The organism is Micromonospora sp. WMMD1120, from assembly GCF_029626235.1.
Taxonomy (GTDB): Bacteria; Actinomycetota; Actinomycetes; order Mycobacteriales; family Micromonosporaceae; genus Micromonospora.
Genome location: NZ_JARUBO010000005.1, coordinates 5,614,514 through 5,632,077, shown reverse-complemented (window position 1 = coordinate 5,632,077; position 17,564 = coordinate 5,614,514). Strand labels below are relative to the sequence as shown.

Annotated in this window: 18 protein-coding genes and 1 pseudogene; 9 read left to right on the top strand and 10 right to left on the bottom strand. The window is 72.6% G+C overall.

From position 1 onward, the window contains the following. Positions 1–63: 63 nt before the first annotated feature. Together O7634_RS26070 and O7634_RS26065 are read right to left on the bottom strand one after the other, a co-directional pair. Entirely contained in the window at positions 64–2,163 is a 2,100-nt protein-coding gene (locus O7634_RS26070) for a PQQ-dependent sugar dehydrogenase (RefSeq protein WP_278152760.1), read from the bottom strand. A 23-nt stretch (positions 2,164–2,186) separates the two neighbouring features. Further along, entirely contained in the window at positions 2,187–3,143 is a 957-nt protein-coding gene (locus O7634_RS26065) for a sugar phosphate isomerase/epimerase (RefSeq protein ID WP_278152759.1), read from the bottom strand. A gap of 684 nt (positions 3,144–3,827) precedes the next feature. On the opposite strand from O7634_RS26065, the gene O7634_RS26060 reads away from it, so the two are divergent. Then, positions 3,828–5,096: an Ig-like domain-containing protein gene (locus tag O7634_RS26060; RefSeq protein ID WP_278152758.1), complete on the top strand. Its 1,269-nt coding sequence runs from the start codon at positions 3,828–3,830 to the stop codon at positions 5,094–5,096. Between the two features lie 232 nt (positions 5,097–5,328). Then, on the top strand, positions 5,329–5,739 hold the full coding sequence (locus O7634_RS26055) for an STAS domain-containing protein (RefSeq protein ID WP_278152757.1): 411 nt from the start codon (positions 5,329–5,331) through the stop codon (positions 5,737–5,739). Between the two features lie 40 nt (positions 5,740–5,779). On the opposite strand, the gene O7634_RS26050 is transcribed toward O7634_RS26055, so the two are convergent. Beyond that, positions 5,780–6,172: an FKBP-type peptidyl-prolyl cis-trans isomerase gene (locus O7634_RS26050; protein ID WP_278152756.1), complete on the bottom strand. Its 393-nt coding sequence runs from the start codon at positions 6,170–6,172 to the stop codon at positions 5,780–5,782. Positions 6,173–6,364: 192 nt separating this feature from the next. Beyond that, the gene (locus O7634_RS26045; protein WP_278152755.1) at positions 6,365–6,922 is read right to left on the bottom strand and encodes a DoxX family membrane protein; all 558 of its coding nucleotides are present in this window, start codon (positions 6,920–6,922) and stop codon (positions 6,365–6,367) included. A gap of 159 nt (positions 6,923–7,081) precedes the next feature. On the opposite strand from O7634_RS26045, the pseudogene O7634_RS26040 reads away from it, so the two are divergent. Next, positions 7,082–7,258, top strand: a pseudogene (locus O7634_RS26040) (tellurium resistance protein TerC); the annotation flags it as partial. Positions 7,259–7,300: 42 nt separating this feature from the next. Here O7634_RS26040 and O7634_RS26035 read toward each other — a convergent pair. From O7634_RS26035 to O7634_RS26020, 4 genes are all read right to left on the bottom strand, one after another. Next, positions 7,301–7,861: a hypothetical protein gene (locus O7634_RS26035; RefSeq protein WP_278152754.1), complete on the bottom strand. Its 561-nt coding sequence runs from the start codon at positions 7,859–7,861 to the stop codon at positions 7,301–7,303. Beyond that, positions 7,858–8,379: a DUF6286 domain-containing protein gene (locus tag O7634_RS26030; RefSeq protein ID WP_278152753.1), complete on the bottom strand. Its 522-nt coding sequence runs from the start codon at positions 8,377–8,379 to the stop codon at positions 7,858–7,860. Before O7634_RS26030 ends, O7634_RS26035 begins: the two co-directional genes overlap by 4 nt. Position 8,380: 1 nt before the next feature. Then, positions 8,381–8,626, bottom strand: a complete 246-nt coding sequence (locus O7634_RS26025; RefSeq protein ID WP_278152752.1) for an Asp23/Gls24 family envelope stress response protein — start codon at positions 8,624–8,626, stop codon at positions 8,381–8,383. A gap of 125 nt (positions 8,627–8,751) precedes the next feature. Then, positions 8,752–8,943 carry a hypothetical protein gene (locus tag O7634_RS26020; RefSeq protein WP_278152751.1) on the bottom strand — a complete coding sequence of 64 codons (192 nt, stop codon included), beginning with the start codon at positions 8,941–8,943 and terminating at the stop codon, positions 8,752–8,754. A gap of 162 nt (positions 8,944–9,105) precedes the next feature. Between O7634_RS26020 and O7634_RS26015 the strand changes: the two genes are divergently transcribed. Together O7634_RS26015 and O7634_RS26010 are read left to right on the top strand one after the other, a co-directional pair. Then, positions 9,106–9,972, top strand: coding sequence for a hypothetical protein (locus O7634_RS26015; protein ID WP_278152750.1), 867 nt, complete (start codon positions 9,106–9,108; stop codon positions 9,970–9,972). Between the two features lie 296 nt (positions 9,973–10,268). After that, the gene (locus tag O7634_RS26010; protein WP_278152749.1) at positions 10,269–11,516 is read left to right on the top strand and encodes a hypothetical protein; all 1,248 of its coding nucleotides are present in this window, start codon (positions 10,269–10,271) and stop codon (positions 11,514–11,516) included. Positions 11,517–11,642: 126 nt separating this feature from the next. Here the strand turns inward: O7634_RS26010 and O7634_RS26005 are convergent, their stop codons facing one another. Both O7634_RS26005 and O7634_RS26000 read right to left on the bottom strand, forming a co-directional pair. Then, positions 11,643–11,990: an Lsr2 family protein gene (locus O7634_RS26005; RefSeq protein ID WP_278152748.1), complete on the bottom strand. Its 348-nt coding sequence runs from the start codon at positions 11,988–11,990 to the stop codon at positions 11,643–11,645. Between the two features lie 143 nt (positions 11,991–12,133). Continuing rightward, positions 12,134–12,742: a response regulator transcription factor gene (locus tag O7634_RS26000; protein WP_278152747.1), complete on the bottom strand. Its 609-nt coding sequence runs from the start codon at positions 12,740–12,742 to the stop codon at positions 12,134–12,136. Between the two features lie 97 nt (positions 12,743–12,839). Here O7634_RS26000 and O7634_RS25995 point away from each other — a divergent pair, with 97 nt between their 5' ends. The 4 genes from O7634_RS25995 (at position 12,840) to O7634_RS25980 (ending at position 17,533) form a co-directional block, all read left to right on the top strand. Then, positions 12,840–13,571, top strand: a complete 732-nt coding sequence (locus O7634_RS25995) for a HAMP domain-containing sensor histidine kinase (RefSeq protein ID WP_278152746.1) — start codon at positions 12,840–12,842, stop codon at positions 13,569–13,571. Positions 13,572–13,657: 86 nt separating this feature from the next. Beyond that, on the top strand, positions 13,658–14,527 hold the full coding sequence (locus tag O7634_RS25990) for a manganese catalase family protein (RefSeq protein ID WP_278152745.1): 870 nt from the start codon (positions 13,658–13,660) through the stop codon (positions 14,525–14,527). A 139-nt stretch (positions 14,528–14,666) separates the two neighbouring features. Continuing rightward, complete coding sequence (gene lon, locus O7634_RS25985) at positions 14,667–16,997, top strand: endopeptidase La (RefSeq protein ID WP_278152744.1); 2,331 nt, start codon at positions 14,667–14,669, stop codon at positions 16,995–16,997. Between the two features lie 131 nt (positions 16,998–17,128). Continuing rightward, positions 17,129–17,533 carry a DoxX family protein gene (locus O7634_RS25980; RefSeq protein ID WP_278152743.1) on the top strand — a complete coding sequence of 135 codons (405 nt, stop codon included), beginning with the start codon at positions 17,129–17,131 and terminating at the stop codon, positions 17,531–17,533. Positions 17,534–17,564: the final 31 nt, after the last annotated feature.

The window sequence follows — 17,564 nt, the reverse complement described above, 5'->3', positions numbered from 1 at the left end:
GGGGAAGACGTGTGGCGGCGGCCGGAGAAGGCTCCGGCCGCCGCCACGATCATCGGGTACCGGTCAGCCGGCCAGGCCGGCCACCGGGTCCGGGTCCAGCACCACTGTCGCCGAGGCGGACTGCGGCGGTACGCCCGGCTCGGTCGGCGCGTCGGTGTACTCCGCGACGAACACGGCGGTCAGGTTGTCCGCCCCGGCGTGCCCACCATCCACGAAGGTGGGGATGCTGCCGGTGCAGCCGGTCGACGTGGACAGCGGGTGCCCGTGCTCGTCGTGCCCGAGCACGTAGGTCACCGTCACCTTGGAGCAGTCCACCGGCAGGTCGTCGGTGACCTTCACCTCGTACGCCACGGTCTGCCCGAACTGGAAGGGCTGCCCGGCCTCCGGGGTGACGAACTCGATCACCGGCGCGGTCGGCCCGACCACCAGCGGCAGGGTCGCCGAGGCGGACCGGCCGGTGCGGTCGGTCACCTTCAACGTCGGGTTGTACGAGCCGTTCTCCGGGAACGTCCAGGTCGGGTTCGGGTTGGTGCTGTCCACCGAGCCGTCCGCGTTGAAGTCCCACGCGTAGGAGAGCTTGTCACCGTCCGGGTCGGTGGTGCCCGCGCTGGAGAACTTCACGGTCAGTGGGGCCTGCCCGACGGTCGGGTCGGCGCTGATCTTCGGGATCGGCGTCCGGTTGCCCCGCACGAAGTCGATCCGGGCCAGCTGCGCGTCCGGGTTCTCGGCGAAGTAGCCGTCGCCGTACTCCAGCACGTAGAGCGAGCCGTCCGGGCCGAACTCCATGTCCATCGGGTTGTCCACCACGATGGAGGGCACCACCGGGCGGATGTCCGCGACGTCACCGTCGGCGTCGAGGCGGAACTCCTTGATGTAGTCGCGGGTCCACTCGTAGAACAGCGGCACGCCGTCGTAGTAGGCCGGCCACCGCGTCCGCGACGTGCTGGTCCCGTCGTAGTCGTACGCCGGGCCGCCCATCGGGCCGATGCCGCCGGTGCCCAGCTGCGGGAACTCACCCGACGCGGCGGAGGGGTACCAGACCTCCGGCTGCTCCACCGGTGGCAGCTGCCGCTTGCCGGTGTTGTGCGGTGAGTCGTTGACCGGGCGCTTGCAGTTGAACTTCGGGCCGGACTCGCCGGTGGCGAAGTCGTAGTCGCGGTACGCGATGGTCGGCGTCACGCAGTACGGCCAGCCGTAGTTCGCGGGCTTGTCGATCAGCATCCACCGACCGTGTCCGGCCGGACCGCGCTCCGGGTTCGGCGTGGACGCGTCCGGCGAGTAGTCGGCCAGGTAAACGTTGTCCGTACGTCGGTCGACAGCGAAGCGGAACGCGTTGCGCAGCCCCATCGCGTAGATCTCCGGGCGGGTCTGCGCCGTGCCGGGCTTGAACAGGTTGCCGGCCGGCACCGTGTAACCACCACCGGCCTTCGGCTTGATCCGCAGCAGCTTGCCGCGCAGGTCGTTGGTGTTGGCCGAGGTGCGCTGCGCGTCGTACGCCGGGTTGCGGTCGGCCCGCTCGTCGATCGGGATGTAGCCGTCGGAGGCGAACGGGTTGGTGTCGTCACCCGTCGACAGGTAGAGGTTGCCCTTGCTGTCGAAGTCGATCTGGCCCCCGACGTGGCAGCAGATGCCCCGGTCGGTCGGCACGTCGATGATCTGCTGTTCGCTGGCGAGGTTGAGCTTCATCCCCTCCAACTTGAACCGGGACAGCCGCAGTGCGCCGCGGAACCGCTCCCAGTCGGCAGCGGTGCCGGTCTCCGGCGCGTCCCCCTCGTTGACGCCCGGGGTCGCCGGGTCGTCCACCGGGGTGTCCATCGGCGGCGAGTAGTAGAGGTACACCCACTTGTTCTGGGCGAAGTTCGGGTCGATCGCGACCCCCTGCAACCCCTCCTCGTCGTGCTGGTAGACCGGGATGTCGGCGGCGAGGGTGTTCAGCCCGGTGCGCGGGTCGTGGATGCGGACCTCGCCGGTGCGGGAGGTGTGCAGCACCCGCAGGTCGGGCAGGACGGCGAGGCTGATCGGCTCGCCCGGGAAGTCGTTGAGTGTCACCTTCTGGAAGCTGCTGTCCGGCGGTGGGGCCGGCGCGGCGGACGCCGCCGACGGCGGCACGACCAGGCCGGCCGTCACCAGCAGCAGGGCGGACGCTAATGCGGTCCTGTTCATCAGGATGTTCCCCCGAGGTGGTGTCAGTACCGGAGTGAAGCGAGATAGTCGAAGCCGACGCGGGCGGTGTCCAGGGCGTCGGCGGGGGAGCGCGGCGGGGTGCCCGCGTCGTCACGTTCCACGATGTACTCCTCGATGCCGGCCTCCCGCTCGTGGGCGAAGATCCGGCCGAAGTCGATGACGCCGTCGCCGAGGTCGGCGAAACCGCCCTCGACGTCGAGGTCCTTCACGTGCACCTGGCGGATGCGGCCCCGGTTGGCCCGGATCACGTCGACCGGGTCGTGCGCGCCCCGCCAGGTCCAGTAGAGGTCGAGCTCGAAGTGGACGAGCCGCGGATCGGTCTGCGCGGTGAGGATGTCGAACCCGGTCGAGCCGTCGGTCAGCGGCACGAACTCGAGCTGGTGGTTGTGGTAGCCGAACTCCAGACCGGCGCGTTCGGCGAGCCGACCGGCACGGTTCAGGTCCCGGGCCAGGGCCCGGTAGACCTCGGGGTCGCGGATCGGCTGGCCGCTGGCGTCCCGCCCGAAGTACGGGTGGACGATCTTCTTGCAGCCCACGACGTTGGCGTCGGCGAGCGCCTGCTCCCAGGTCGCGGCGTCGAAGGGCTGCGGGATGCCGACGTGCCCGGAGGTGGAGCGCAGGCCGGCGGCGTCGAGCGCGGCGCGGAACTGCGCGGCGGTACGTCCGACGAAACCGGCGTGCTCCACGCGCCGGTAGCCGATCCGGCGCAGCGCGTCCAGGGTGCCGGGCAGGTCGGCGGCGAGCTGGTCACGCAGCGTGTAGAGCTGGATGCTGATCCGGTCGACCGGCACCCGACGCCGGCCCTGGGGCTGCGCGGCGGGTGCGGCGCTGGCCGGGCCGGTGAGCAGGCCGGCTGCGCCGACCGCGGCGGCGGTGACGGTCGCGGCGCGCAGCACTCCGCGCCGGCTGACCGGCTCCGACGTCGCCGTCGGCTCCGGCCGGTTGAGCTGTTGTGCCATGGTGGTGGTCCCTTCCTGACGGCGGGTACGCCGTCGGCGGCGGTCGACCTGACCGCCGTCTGCCGGGCGCGCCGAACCGGCCGGAGGCGGTCTCCGGCTGACGGTTATGGACGGCTCGGGTGCGGCCCGTATCCCACGCGGGGGCGGGACGCGGTAACCCGGCAGGGTGGCGGCAAGAGGATCGACGAATGGGCAACCCTGTATCTAGATCGAGACCCTACCCGCGCGTCCGGACGAAGGCAAAGCTTCGTCGCGTTCGGCAGAAGTTTCGCTCCAAATGACAAAAGTTCGTCCCCGACGTGCGCCAGCGGGCATGACCTCCACCTCCCCGCCCGCCGCCGGGTCGGTCGTGATCCACTCGCGTTCCTGGAAGTCGCGGTGTCCCACGCCGTCGGATGGCCCGGCTTGCCCGTAGGGCGAGTCGGTCAAGGCCGACCGCCGACGCCGAGCCGGTCAAGGCCGACCCGCCGTCGGCGGCCCGGTGAACCGGACAGCCGGTGGCGCCTCCGTAGAAGCAGAGCAAAGGACGCGACAAGGTCGGTCGAGCCTCCCGGCGGCCAAGCGGAACATTGTCGGAAATTGCGCGGATAAATGCGCCAACGATTATTGGCGAAATGCCGTGGGTGCCCCCACCAAAAGGGCGAGAATGTGCCGGAGGGGAAGCCGAAAACGGGGGGACACAAGATGACGTCTAGGCGGCGATTGACGCTGTTGGCGGTAACCATCGCGGCCGCGCCGCTCGTCCTGGGTGGGTGCACCGCCGACGGGAGGTCGGCGACCGGCTCGGCCAAGAAGCACGCCGCCGCGCCGGAGCTCGTCGTGACACCGGGGGACAAGGCCCGGGAGGTGCCGATCAGCGCCGAGGTGGGCACCGTGGTCAAGGGCGGGCGGGTCACCGGCGTACGCCTCACCGACGACAAGGGCAAGCAGGTCAGCGCCGAGCCGCGCGAGGACGGCTCGGGCTGGGTGCCGAGCGCGCCGCTGCAACCGCGACGGACCTACACCGCCGAGGTGACGGCGACCGGTGACTCGGGTGCCACGACCACCCGCACCACGACCTTCACCACGGCGGCCACCTCGACCAAACCGCAGATCACCAGCACCCTCTATTTCAACGGTAATCGGACGTACGGCACGGCGATGCCGGTAACGGTGGCGTTCGACCCGGGAATCCCGAAAGAGGCCAGGGCGGATGTGCAGCGACGATTGTTCGTGAAGACCAATCCGCCGCAACCGGGCACCTGGTCCTGGCTCGAGGACGGCACCCAGGTCTATTATCGGGCACCCGATTTCTGGAAGCCGGGGACCACGATCAGCGTCCGGGCCGGTCTGAAGGGCCTGCCGATCGGCAAGGACAAGATCGGCGATGCCGAGCACAGCGCCACCTCCACCATCGGACGGCAGGTCTCGCTGGAGATCGACAACGCCACCAAGCAGATGACGGTGCTGCGCGACGGCAAGCAGATCCGCCGGATCCCGGTGAGCCTCGGCAAGCCGAGCACGCCCAGCTCCAGCGGCAAGATGGTGATCATGGAGAAGCACGAGCGGACCACCTTCGACACGCGAGGTGAGCCGAACGGCGGTTACGTGGTCGACGTCGACGACGCCCAGCGCTACACCTGGGGTGGCGAGTTCATCCACTCCGCCCCCTGGTCGGAGGGGGACCAGGGCAACACCAACGTCTCGCACGGCTGCGCCAACGTCTCCGCCGCCGCGGCCGACTGGTTGATGGGGGTCACGCAGGTCGGCGACCTGGTCACCGTGAAGGGCACCGAGGTGGAGTTGCAGCCGGGCAACGGCTGGACCGCGTGGAACGTGAGCTGGGACGAGTTCGTCCGGGGCAGCGCCCTGCCGGTGCCGCCCGGTCTCAAGCCCGCGCCGGTCGCCCCGGCGCACCCCGGCGCGGTGGCCGGTGGCTCACCCGTACCGGCGCCCTCGGTCAGCGGTCGCTGAGACACGCCGCGCGCGGCTCGGGGCCGGCCCGTCATCGCCAGGCGGGCCGGCCCTCGTCCCGGCGGTACGCGGTCGACCCGGGCCCGCCTCAGCCCGGCCGGCCAGAGGCCGGGCGCCGTGCCGGCTCCACCCCGAGACGGATACGACGCACCTCGGGGTATGACCCTGGGCGTACCCGGAATCACTCCGCCGACCGGCGGAAATGTCACAGGTGGCGGCTAGATTTCTGGTCATGGAAGAGCGCAGCGGTCGGCTCGACGTGCAGGTCAGCGTGGGTGACCAGACGGTCGTCATGCGGGTGGCCGGCGAGGTCGACATCGCCACGGTGGCGGCGTTCCGGTCCGCCCTGTGGTCCGCGCCGGCACGCCGCGTGCTCCGGTTGGAGCTGTCCGAGCTGCGACTGCTCTCCGCGGCGGGCGTGCGCACCCTGCTCGCCGCGCACCTGCGCGTCCGGGCCTGCGGTGGCGAGTTGGTGGTGGTCGACCCGAGCCTGGTGGTGGCGCGGGTGCTGCGGGTCACCGGGCTGCACCGGGTGATGCCGATCCTGACGTCGGCGCAGGCCGACGAGAGCGCGCGCCGGCCGATCGGCGCGACCGCCCACCGGCCGGCCAGCCCGACCGCGGACCTGCAACTGGTCGCCTGACCGGGGCCGCCGGCCTGGCCGGCGACCCCCGTGTGACAGGTCAGCGCACGCCGAGCAGGTCGACGACGAAGATCAGGGTCTCGCCGGGCGCGATCACGCCCGCCGCGCCCCGGTCGCCGTAGCCCAGGTGCGGCGGGATGGTGAGGCGGCGCCGGCCACCGACGCGCATGCCGACCACGCCCCGGTCCCAGCCGGCGATGACCTGACCGCCGCCGAGCGGGAACTCGAACGCCTGGCCCCGGTTCCAGGAGGAGTCGAACTCGCCGCCGGTGGAGTGCGAGACGCCGACGTAGTGCACGCTGACCAGCTGACCCGCCTCGGCCTGCGGGCCGTCGCCCACGGTGATGTCCTCGATCACGAGGTCCGCCGGCGGCGCGCCCTCGATCGGACCGACCTCGGGCTTGCCGGATCCGGCGCCTGCTGCCTGACTCATGCGGGTTCTCCTGCCGTTCGGGTGATGTGTCCGGTCACCCCCGATCCTGCCGGATCGCACCTCACCGATGGACGGCGGCACCACCCGGTCGCGCTCGGCGACGGGGTCCCGCGGGTGGGCGACCAGCGGCGCGACACGGCCCGGCGGGCGGCACCGAGACCGGTGCCGCCCGCCGGGGGGAGGTACGACGCGTCAGCGGAGCCAGGGCAGCCGCCGCACGATCGGCACCCGCGCCCACACCCGACCGAAGCCCCAGGTGTCTCCGGCGTCGACCAGCGCCAGAACCGCCAGCACGGCGGTGTAGACCAGGTGGTCGTCCACGACCGGGTTGTTCTCCGGAGGCAGCACGGCGGTCCACATCAGGACCAGCAGCAGCCCACCGGTGACGGCGGCGACCCGTACGCCGATGCCGAGCAGCAGGGCGACACCGATACCGACCAGGCCGGCCATGAAGAGCCAGTCGGCCCAGGTGGCGCCGGCGATCGCGGCGTAGAGGTCCGTGAACGGACCCTGCACGCCGAAGGTCAGGAATCCCCGGGTGGGGCTGCCCCCGTTGATCCAGGCGTTCTTCGACTCGGTGGCGATCCCGAGGCCGAACAACTTGTCGAGGAACGCCCAGAGGAAGATCCAGCCGAGCGCCAGTCGGGTGCCGGCCAGGAGGTACCGGACGGCCCGCTGGCGGGGGGTCTCGGTCGTCGCGGTGGTCTGCTCTGCGGTGACCCGGTCGATCGTCGCGGTCATGGTGTCCACGTCCCTTCTCTGCGTCGCACCGCGCTTCCCGGTGGCATCTCCAGTGGACGCTCCCGGCACCCCGGCCCGGCAGGGCCCACCGACGCGTCCGCTCGGGACGTTCGACCCCCCGGGGAGGGCTGCTGCCGACGGCCGTCGGCCCGCCCGGGATTCGGCGGCTACCTGCGGTACGGGCTCGCGCTGCTGCTGGCCTTCGCCGGGCTGAAACTCATCCTCGCCGAGACGCCGGTGGGCAAGCTGCCGGTGTGGCTGACCCTCGCGGTGGTGGTGCTGACCCTGGTGGTCGCCATCGGCGCCAGCGTGCTGTCCGCCCGTCGCGGCCGGACCGCCGGCTGAGCCCACGGTTGCGCCGGGCGGACCGGGTCGTCGCCGCCCGGGTCACCGGTGGCCGGGCTCGATGCGCGCTGTCACGTCGAGGTGGGCGGGCCGGCACTCGGTCGTCGCGGCGAACCGGCGAACCGCCGCGCGCACGTGGTCGCGAACGCCGGCGGGCGGGGCGTCGGCGGTCAGGTCCACCCTGATCCACAGGCCGGGGTGCGGTGGCGCGCCGGTGAGCACCACGCGTGCCCGACGGACACCGGGATCGGCGGTCAGGTCGCGGACCAGCGCGTCGGTGAGGACCTCGGCGGCGAGTCTGGTCCGGCCCGGACGCCGGCCGGGACGGCTCAGCGTGCCCCGCAGCGCGCCACCGGGCCGCCGCAGCTCCCGGGCCAGCAGCCGCTGCCCGGCCAGGGCGACGAGCGCTCCGGCGACCCCGACGGCCAGGGTGCCCCACGGGGTGCTGGTCCGCCATCGCGCGACCAGCCCGGGGCTGAGCAGCGCCGTGGTGGGATCGACGCCGGGCAGCGTGCCGGCGCCGGCCGCCAGCGCCGTCGCGCTGGCCGCCACCAGCAGCAGCGCGACGACGGTCCACAGCAGGCGGTGCCCGGCGTTGGTCATGCCGGCCGCCGCGAGGGCAGCAGCCGGACGTCGATCCGGCCGGGACGCGGCGCGGTCAGGCGGTGCAGTTCCCGCCGTACCGCGAACTCGACCTCCGCGCGGGCGGCCGGATCGCCCGTCGCGCGGACCCGGGGCTGCCACCGGCCGTCGCGCCGACCGACCTGGACCCGGGCGTGGCGGACGCCCGGCACCGCGCGGGCGGCGTCGGCGAGCCGGCGTTCCACGCAGCGCCGGTGCAGGTGCCAGCCGTCCCGGTCGTCGGCGCGCAGCCGTACCGGGCGCCACCGGCGTAGCTGGGCGACCAGGATGACCAGGCCGGCCAGCAGGCCCGCGCCGGCCACCGCCCGCACCACCGGGTCGTGCCACCGGGTGTCGGTCAGCGCGTCGAGCCAGCCGCCGGTGTCGACGGGGGCCGGCCGGTCCAGGGCGCGCAGCAGCGCCTGGAGGGCCACCAGCGCCCCGCCGACGAGCCCGGCGACGGCCAGCAGCACGGTGGCGATCCGGTTGACGCTGCGCATCTCACCCGTCCTCGGGGCGGACGCCCAGGGCGCCGGAGACGTCGACGCCGGGGACGAGCAGGTCGTCGACGGTGACCGTCACCACCGCCACGGTGAGGCCGGTGTCGGCGGCGACCTGCTCGGCGACCACCGTCCGGACGGTCTCGGCGATCGTCGGCACGCTGTGTCCGTACCAGGTGATCAGGTGCAGGTCGAGTCCGACGGTCCGGTCGTCCACGCGGACCGCCGCCGGACGGACGACGGACACGCCCGGCACGAGGCTCGCCGCGCGGGCCGCGATCCGTGCGACGTCAACCGCGTCGGGCGGGTCTCGTCGCGAACCGGTCGTCGGGGCGGCCGGGCCGGGCCCCGTCCCGGTGGACGGTCGGGTGGTCATCGGCGTCGCCGCGGGTCGGCGCGACGGTCGCCGAGGCCGGTCACCGCGAGGTCGCCGTCGAGCACCCGGACGACCAGCCAGCCGAGCAGGCCGGCGAGCACGGCGAGGGCGGCGACGCCGACGCCGGCGAGCGCCCAGACCGCCACGGCGAGGAACCCGGCGAGAAAGCCGAACTGCTGTCGCGACATGGTCACCTCCGGGCCGGCCCGGTACCGGCGATCGCTGGATACACCCGGCGGCCACCCCTGGAACGTCGGCTGAGTGTGACATCGATCACACCCCAGCGCGGCGGCCCATGATCGACCACCTAGACTCGGCCCGGCTCACCGACCGGCGGATGGATCAGGCAGATGACGAGCACCGGCAGCGACGGCCGCGGCTGGCTGCGGGCGGCGCCCGCCGACGCGGGGCGCGACGCCCCGCTGGAACGCGCCGGCCACCGGGTCGTCGCGGCCCGCCGGCTCAGTGACCTGGTCCAGGGCCGACCGCCGGGTGTCACCGGCAGCCAGTGGAGTTCGGCCAGCCGCGCCACCTTCGACGTCGTGGTCTACGCCGCCGACACCGGTCGGCCCGTCGTCGCCGTGCAGATCGGTCCGGTTCCGGCCCCCGGCTCGGCCGAGCAGCGGGTGCAGCGACTGACCGACGCGGTGGGCGCGGCCGTCGGCCTGCCCGTGCTGCGGATCGGCTCGTCGGCCCTGCGGGCCGCCGAGCACGGCCGCCGGCTGGTGGAGTACGTCCTCGACGCGCGCGCCTACGCCGCCGGCGGCGCCGGCGAGGACCCGGCGCCGGTGGGCTTCCGGGACATCCTCGGTCGACTGCCGGACGGTCGCACCGGGCCGGTCAACGATCTCGGCGCGCTGGCTCGCGCGGCGGCGGTCGAGGCGTACGTCGCCGGACGGATCAGTGACCCGATCGTGCGCGGCCTACACGTGCGGTGGGCGGACGGGCCGGCGCAGGGGTGGAGTTGGGCGCAGGTACGCCCCGACGCGTGCCTCGTCGAGCGGGTCTCGGTGACGGAGCAGCGCTTCTCGTGCGGCATCGACGCCGCCCGGCTGGCCGAGGACCTCGCCACGGTCGCCGTCGGCGAGCGGTTGCGCGGGTCGGTGACCGGGGACCTGTTGCCGCGCGCCGAGTTGACGGCGCAGATCGCCGACCTGGGTCGGCGCCGTGACGAACTGGTGGGCGGATTCGCCTTCGACCACCTCTGCGCCGACTGACCGGCGTCCGTTTCACCTGCTGAAGACCACCGCACACCGGCGCCGCGCGGGATCGCGGCAATTTCCTGTGAGTCGGTTGAACCTTCCCCGTCGCCGGCCCGTACTCCTGCGCGAATGAACAGGATCTCACCATCCGCGTCCGGCCGGACGCGGGAGACGGTGCGGAAAGGGCATCGTCGGCCATCGACGCATTACCGGGTACGTCTTGGTGGGGTGCCATCGCGGCATGCCATCTCACATCCGTCGGTCCGCCGAGGGCAGGAATCCACTACCGGATCGAGAAGGAGAGCAATTCGATGCGCAGGTCCACACGGGCGCGCCGGTCATCCGGCAACGCACGGAGCAAGCGTCTGCTGGCAGTTGTCGGCACGCTCGCTGTCTTCGGCGGAGTTGTCGCCGTGACCCAGATTTCGTCGGCCCAGGACCGGCGGACCAATAAGCCACGTCCGGCCGCTGGGCAGTGCGTGGAACCGAGCCCGGGCGCCACCGCGCCGAGCGGCGGCGGTTCGACCAGCCGGACCTGGCAGAACGGTCGGTGGGTGCGTAACCACTGGGGTGACGGGCAGCAGTCGGTCCCCGAGTGTGAGGACGGCAGGGACGGCACCGTCGGTACCGGCACCGCCATCGCCTGCCCGGACGTGGCGGCCCAGTTGCCGCAGGTGCCGGAGCGGGCGCGGGCCGAGGTGGACCGCAATCTCGCGCAGTTGCAGGCCCAGATCGCCGAGGCGGACCGCCGACTCGCCGCCGAGGGCAACAAGGGTGACGCGTTCATCCGCAACGCGATCCTGCAGCCGTTGGCCGGCAAGCGGCGCGCCGTGCTGGACCGGATCACCACCGCCATCGACCGGGTCGGCCCCCGTCCGCAGGGTCTCGCGCAGCTGGCCGAGTGCCAGGTGCGGCCGACCGGCGGCAACAACGGTGGCGGCACCACCAGCCCCACCACCACCCCTGGCGGCGGCAACAACGGTGGAAACAACGGCGGGACCGCGCCCGGCTCCGGGCTCGGCGTGCTGGCCAATGACTGTGACGAGAGCCGCCTCCAGCCGCACGACGGTTTCCAGAACGGCAACCGCTGTGTGAGCACCGAGTTCGGCGAGGTGGGCGCGGCGGCCAACAACCCGTCCCTGCTGATCACCCAGTTCCCCGAGCAGGTCGGCCAGAACCAGCCCTTCACCCTTCGGGTCAGCACCCGCAACCTGGTCCGGGACCGGTTCCTGCCCGCCGGTCAGGGCGGCTACTACGTGGAGAGCTCGCTGCTCAACGACCAGGGCCTGGTTCGTGGTCACTTCCACACCGCCTGCCGGATGCTGGACAGCCTGACCGCGCCGCCGGAGCCGCAGGAGGTGCCCGCGTTCTTCGTGGCCACCGAGGACGGTCGCGGTTCGGCCCAGCCCGACGAGGTGACCATCCAGGTGCCGGGTCTGCCGGAGTCCGGGACCGCCCAGTGCTCGGTGTGGGCCGGTGACGGGTCGCACCGACTGCCGATGATGGAGCGGGCCAACCAGACCCCCGCCTTCGACTCGGTGCGCATCGACGTCAACTGACCCATCCGCACGACGGCGGTCGGTCACCCGGGCTCGTCCGGGTGGCCGACCGCCGCGTCGTCAGCGGGTGCCGACGCGACGAGGGGTCCCGCCGTCTCCGGCGGGACCCCTCGTCGTTCCGCGCTGTCAGCGGCTCTTGTACGCCTCGACGACCTCGACCGGGATCCGGCCCCGCTCGGAGATTTTGTAGCCGTTCTTGACGGCCCATTCCCGGATGGCCCGGTTCTGCTCCCGATCCATTCCGGCGCCGCCGGGTCGCCCCGGCCGTCGCAGCGAGCGGGCGCTCTCCACCGGGCCGCGTCCGATCCGCCGGCCCGCATTGATGTACGGGTCCAGCGCCTTGCGCAGGACACCGGCATTCTCGTCCGATACGTCGATCGTGTAGGACACGCCGTCGAGGCTGAACTCCACCGTCCGGTCGGCCTTCCCACCGTCGAGGTCGTCGGTCAGGACCGTGATTACTTTTCTCGCCATTGCCGATTACTCCCTGTGTGCGGCGGGATGTGTCCAAAGTCTGACCTATCACCCCGGTAATCCGCAACAATATGCGTTCATTCCTGCCGCGCGTCGCGATTTCGTTACCGAGCAAAACGGCGAATCAGCGCGATGAAGCGACCTCATTCGGTGAGCAGGCCGCTGTGACCGGCCACGGCGGCGGCCTCCGCCCGGTTGGAAACCCGTAACTTTCGCAGCAGGGCGGCGGTCATCCGTTTCACTGTCCGCTCCGAGACGTGCAGTTCTTCGGCGATGTCCACGGTGTGCCGACCGGCCGCGATCGCCCTCAGCAGCCGGCGTTCCTCACCGTCCAGATCGACCGCCGCGGCGTGCGTGGGCCGCAGCATGGCGCGTAGCAGCGCGGCCGGAAGGACCGCCCAGCCGTCGAGGACGGCCAGCAGCGGGGGCAGCAGCTCCTCCGGCTCACTGGTCTTCGGCAGGAACCCCTCGGCGCCGGCGCGCAGCGCCTCCAGCGCCGGCGCCGGTTCGGTGGAGCCGGACATCGCGACCACGCGTACCCGGGGGGTGGTCCGCCGGATCGCGGAGACCGCCCGGATGCCACCCGGGGCAGGCATGTGCAGGTCGACCAGGACCAGGTCGGGCAGGCAGCGGGTGACCACTGCCGCTGCCGCGGCGGCGTCACCCGTCGAGGCGACCACCTGGGCGCGACCGTCGGTGGTGATCGGGAGCAGCAACTCCAGGCCACGGACGAAGAGGGGGTGATCGTCCACGACGACGAGGCGCAAGGTGGAGGCTCCCGGCATGTCTGCGCCGTTCCCCAGCGGGTACCGATTATGCGGCTACGCCCCGAATGAGAGGAGTCGGCGGATGCGCGTGCGGCACCGTCTGCAGGGCCTGCTGCGCGGATCGCGCCGGATGGAGCCGGTGCCCGGTGAGGCGCGACCGTCGGCGGCCGACTCCGAGCTGTTGCTGCGGGTGCTCTGCCACGAGTTCCGGACGCCGGTCAGCACCCTGAGCGCCCTGACCTGCGCGCTGGCCGACAGGCACCGCGACCTGACCGGCGACGACCAGCGGGCGATCATCGAACTGGCCCGGGACCAGGCCGTTCACCTGCAGGGTCTGCTGCGCGGCGCGACCGCCGGCGCCGGTGCGCTGATGCTGGCCCCGCGGCCGGAGCCGTCGGTGCCGCTCGCCGGCATCCTGCGTGAGGCCGCCGCGCTGGTGCCTGTCGATCGCCGACGTGCGCGGGCCACCCGGCGCGCGGTCTCCTGCCCGGTGCCCGCCGGGCGGACCCGGCAGGTGCTGGTGAACCTGGTCGAGAACGCGCTGCGGCACGGCCCGCCGCAGGGCCAGGTCGGCCTCTACGCCACGGTGCGGGGTGGCGATCTGAGCGTCCTGGTGACCGACGAGGGCCGGGTGGACGACGCGCTGCTGGCCGCGCTGCGCCGCCCGGCGCCGGCGGTCGGGATGTCGGGGCTCGGCCTGTGGATCGTCCGGCGGCTCGTCGCGGCCGACGGCGGAACGCTGCGGGTGCACCGGCTGCGGCCACGTGGTCTCGCGGTGGAGGTGCTCTTTCCGGTGGTCCGCCCGACGGGCTGACCCGGGCGGGCCAGGGGTTGACCCCACCGGGTCAGCAGGACGGGGACAGCTGTGTCGACCCGTTGTCGATGCCCGTAGGAGGCCCCGTGTTCAGTCATGTCAAGGATCTACAGTTCGAGGCCAAACCGGACGGCCCGGACGCCGCCTTCGCCCGCCGGTTGCAGGAGGTCCTGGGCGGCAAGTGGGGCGAGATGACAGTCGCCAACCAGTACCTCTTCCAGGGCTGGAACTGCCGGCTGCCCGGCAAGTACAAGGATCTGCTGCTCGACGTCGGCACCGAGGAGTTGGGTCACGTCGAGATGATCTGCACGATGATCACCCGCCTGCTGGACAGCGCGCCGCTGTCGCTGTCGGAGGGCATCGCGGAGGATCCCGGCGGGGCGGCCACCTACGCCGGGTCGAACCCGGCGCACTTCATCCACGGCGGCGCCGGGGCGTTGCCGGCCGACTCCAGCGGGGTGCCGTGGAACGGCGCGTACGTCACCGCGAGCGGGAACCTGCTCGCCGACTTCCAGCTGAACGTGACAGCCGAGGCGCAGGGCCGGCTGCAGGTCGCCCGCCTGTTCCACATGACCGACGACCCGGGCGTCAAGCAGATGCTGCGCTTCCTGCTGGCCCGCGACACCATGCACCAGAACATGTGGCTGGCGGCGATCGAACAGCTCAGGGAGGACGGGCTGGAGGACATGCCGGTGCCCGAGGCGTTCCCGGACCCCGGTGACCTCACCGAGGAGTACGGCTACACCTACCTGGGCTTCTCGTCCGGCACCGACGCCGCCGAGGGGCGCTGGGCGTCCGGGCCCGCGCCGGACGGCAAGGGCGAGTTCCGCTACGACGACGCTCCGCGCGCGAACGCACCGGAGCCGGTGCTGCCCCCGGGTGACCCTCGGCTGTACGGCACCAACCCGGGCGTGGCCGGCTCGGTGGTCAACACGGTGAAGAGCAAGCTCACCTGAGGTGGTCCCGGCGGGTCGCCCGCGCCGGCGGGCGACCCGCCGGGCTGTGGGGGAGTGGTCTGGGTCACAGGGCGGAACAAGGGGAACGCTTTGTTACTTGAGTCAGACACGCTCAACCCAATGCGATGGTAGGTGTTCGATGGCAACTCTTCCGGTACTTCCCCTGACGGACGCCGTGCTGCTGCCCGGCATGGTCATTCCGGTGACCCTCGACCCGACAACCCAGGCCGCTGTCGACGCGGCCCGCGCGACCGGCGACCGCAAGCTGCTGGCCGTGCCGCGCATCGACGGCGAGTACGGCCCGGTCGGCGTCATCGCCACCATCGAGAAGGTCGGCCGGCTCCCCGAGGGCGAGCCCGCCGCCGTCATCCGTGGCCTGTCCCGGGCCCGGATCGGTTCCGGTGTGCCCGGCCCCGGCGCCGCGCTCTGGGTCGAGGCGACCGAACTCGACGAACCCGCCTACGCCGGCAAGGCCCGCGAACTCGCCCGCGAGTACCGCGCCCTGGTGACCTCCGTGCTCCAACAGCGCGGCGCCTGGCAGGTCATCGACGCGGTGGAGCGGATGACCGACCTCTCCGAGCTGGCCGACTCGGCCGGTTACGCGCCCTGGCTGACGCTGGAGCAGAAGACCGAACTGCTCGCCGCGCCGGACGTCACCTCCCGACTGGAGCTGCTGGTCGGCTGGGTGAAGGACTACCTGGCCGAGCAGGAGGTCACCGAGCAGATCAACAGCGACGTCCGCGAGGGGCTGGAGAAGTCGCAGCGGGAGTTCCTGCTGCGCCAGCAGCTCGCCGCGATCCGTAAGGAGCTGGGCGAGGACGAGCCGGACGGCTCCGCCGACTACCGGTCCCGGGTGGAGTCCGCCGAGCTGCCGGAGAAGGTCCGCGACGCGGCCCTGCGCGAGGTCGGCAAGCTGGAGCGCGCCAGTGACGCCTCCCCGGAGGCGGGTTGGATTCGCACCTGGCTGGACACCGTGCTCGAGATGCCGTGGGGCACGCGTACCCAGGACAACACGGACCTGGCCGCGGCCCGGGCGGTGCTCGACGCCGACCACGCCGGCCTGGCCGACGTGAAGGACCGCATCCTGGAGTACCTGGCCGTGCGCAACCGGCGCGCCGAGCGCAACCTCGGCGTGGTCGGCGGTCGCGGCTCCGGCGCGGTGCTCGCCCTCGCCGGCCCTCCCGGCGTGGGCAAGACCAGCCTCGGCGAGTCCGTGGCGCGGGCGCTCGGGCGCAACTTCGTCCGGGTCTCGCTCGGCGGCGTCCGGGACGAGGCGGAGATCCGGGGTCACCGGCGCACCTACGTGGGCGCCCTGCCCGGCCGGATCGTCCGCGCCCTGCGCGAGGCCGGTTCGATGAACCCGGTCGTGCTCCTCGACGAGGTGGACAAGCTGGCCGCCGGCTACGCCGGCGACCCGGCCGCCGCCCTGCTGGAGGTGCTCGACCCGGCCCAGAACCACACCTTCCGGGACCACTACCTGGAGGTCGACCTGGACCTGTCCGACGTGCTCTTCCTGGCCACCGCCAACGTGGTGGAGTCCATCCCCGGCCCGCTGCTGGACCGGATGGAGCTGGTCATGCTGGACGGGTACACCGAGGACGAGAAGGTCGCCATCGCCCGCGACCACCTGCTGCCCCGGCAGCGGGAGCGGGCCGGGCTGACCGCCGACGAGGTGGGCGTCGCCGACGGGGCGCTCGCGCTGATCGCCGGCGAGTACACCCGGGAGGCCGGCGTCCGGCAGCTCGAACGCGGCCTGGCCAAGATCCTGCGCAAGGTGGCGGTGGAGCTGGCGACCGACCCGACCCCGGTCCGCGTCGATCGCGACAACCTCGCCCGCTACCTGGGGCGGCCGAAGTTCACCCCGGAGTCGGCCGAGCGCACCGCGGTGCCCGGCGTGGCGACCGGCCTGGCCGTGACCGGCGCCGGTGGGGACGTGCTCTTCATCGAGGCGACGAGCATGGAGGGCGAGCCGGGGCTGACCCTGACCGGTCAGCTCGGTGACGTGATGAAGGAGTCGGCGCACATCGCCCTGTCGTACCTGCGCTCGAACGGGCGACGGTTCGGCATCGACCCGAACGCCCTGGCCGGGCGGCGGATCCACGTCCACTTCCCGGCGGGCGCGGTGCCCAAGGACGGCCCGAGCGCCGGCATCACCATGGTCACGGCCCTGGCGTCGCTGGTCACCGGTCGGCCGGTCCGACCCGAGTTCGGGATGACCGGCGAGGTGACCCTGTCCGGCCGGGTGCTGCCGATCGGCGGGGTGAAGCAGAAGCTGCTCGCCGCGCACCGGGCCGGCCTCACCGAGGTCATCATCCCGGCCCGCAACGAGCCGGACCTGGACGACCTGCCGGACGAGGTGCGCGCGGCGCTGACCGTGCACACCCTGGCCGACGTGGCCGACGTGCTCGCCCTGGCGCTGCGCCCGGCCGACGTCGAGGCGCTCGACGGTCCGGCTCTCGCCACCGCCTGACGCCCCGAACCAATGACCCCCGCCGTCCCGCCGGACGGCGGGGGTCATTGACGTACGCCCATAGCGGCTACTGTTCGCGTGAACCTTCAACGATCTTTCCGCCGCGAGGCGGACGCCCCTGGAGGAAGCCCGTGAACCTGGTGCTCTGGATCATTCAGATCCTGCTCGCCGTCATCTTCGCCGGCGCCGGTCTGGCCAAGCTGACCCAGCCCAAGGAGAAGCTGCGCGACCGGATGAAGTGGGTCGACCCGGTCCCGTTGTCACAGGTCAAGGCGCTTGGCGCGGTCGAGGTGCTGGGTGCGATCGGGTTGGTGCTGCCCCCGCTCACCGGCATCGCCACGGTGCTGACCCCGCTCGCGGCCGTCGGCCTGGTCATCGTCATGATCGGCGCCATCCTCGTGCACCTGCGCGACCGGGCGAGGCGCGAGACGCCCCAGGAGCGGCAGCTGGAGACCCAGGGCGTGATCATGTGCAGCGTGCTGCTCGTGCTCGCCGCCGTGGTGGCGTGGGGGCGCTTCGGCCCGTACGCCTTCTGACCCGGGCCGTCGGCGACCGGGCGCCTCCCGG

Excerpts from the sequence above, each read along its gene's own strand:
- O7634_RS26070 (WP_278152760.1), bottom strand. The coding sequence starts at position 2,163 with ATGAACAGGACCGCATTAGCGTCCGCCCTGCTGCTGGTGACGGCCGGC.
- O7634_RS26065 (WP_278152759.1), bottom strand. The coding sequence starts at position 3,143 with ATGGCACAACAGCTCAACCGGCCGGAGCCGACGGCGACGTCGGAGCCG.
- O7634_RS26060 (WP_278152758.1), top strand. The coding sequence starts at position 3,828 with ATGACGTCTAGGCGGCGATTGACGCTGTTGGCGGTAACCATCGCGGCC.
- O7634_RS26055 (WP_278152757.1), top strand. The coding sequence starts at position 5,329 with ATGGAAGAGCGCAGCGGTCGGCTCGACGTGCAGGTCAGCGTGGGTGAC.
- O7634_RS26050 (WP_278152756.1), bottom strand. The coding sequence starts at position 6,172 with ATGAGTCAGGCAGCAGGCGCCGGATCCGGCAAGCCCGAGGTCGGTCCG.
- O7634_RS26035 (WP_278152754.1), bottom strand. The coding sequence starts at position 7,861 with ATGACCAACGCCGGGCACCGCCTGCTGTGGACCGTCGTCGCGCTGCTG.
- O7634_RS26030 (WP_278152753.1), bottom strand. The coding sequence starts at position 8,379 with ATGCGCAGCGTCAACCGGATCGCCACCGTGCTGCTGGCCGTCGCCGGG.
- O7634_RS26020 (WP_278152751.1), bottom strand. The coding sequence starts at position 8,943 with ATGTCGCGACAGCAGTTCGGCTTTCTCGCCGGGTTCCTCGCCGTGGCG.
- O7634_RS26015 (WP_278152750.1), top strand. The coding sequence starts at position 9,106 with ATGACGAGCACCGGCAGCGACGGCCGCGGCTGGCTGCGGGCGGCGCCC.
- O7634_RS26010 (WP_278152749.1), top strand. The coding sequence starts at position 10,269 with ATGCGCAGGTCCACACGGGCGCGCCGGTCATCCGGCAACGCACGGAGC.
- O7634_RS26005 (WP_278152748.1), bottom strand. The coding sequence starts at position 11,990 with ATGGCGAGAAAAGTAATCACGGTCCTGACCGACGACCTCGACGGTGGG.
- O7634_RS25995 (WP_278152746.1), top strand. The coding sequence starts at position 12,840 with ATGCGCGTGCGGCACCGTCTGCAGGGCCTGCTGCGCGGATCGCGCCGG.
- lon (WP_278152744.1), top strand. The coding sequence starts at position 14,667 with ATGGCAACTCTTCCGGTACTTCCCCTGACGGACGCCGTGCTGCTGCCC.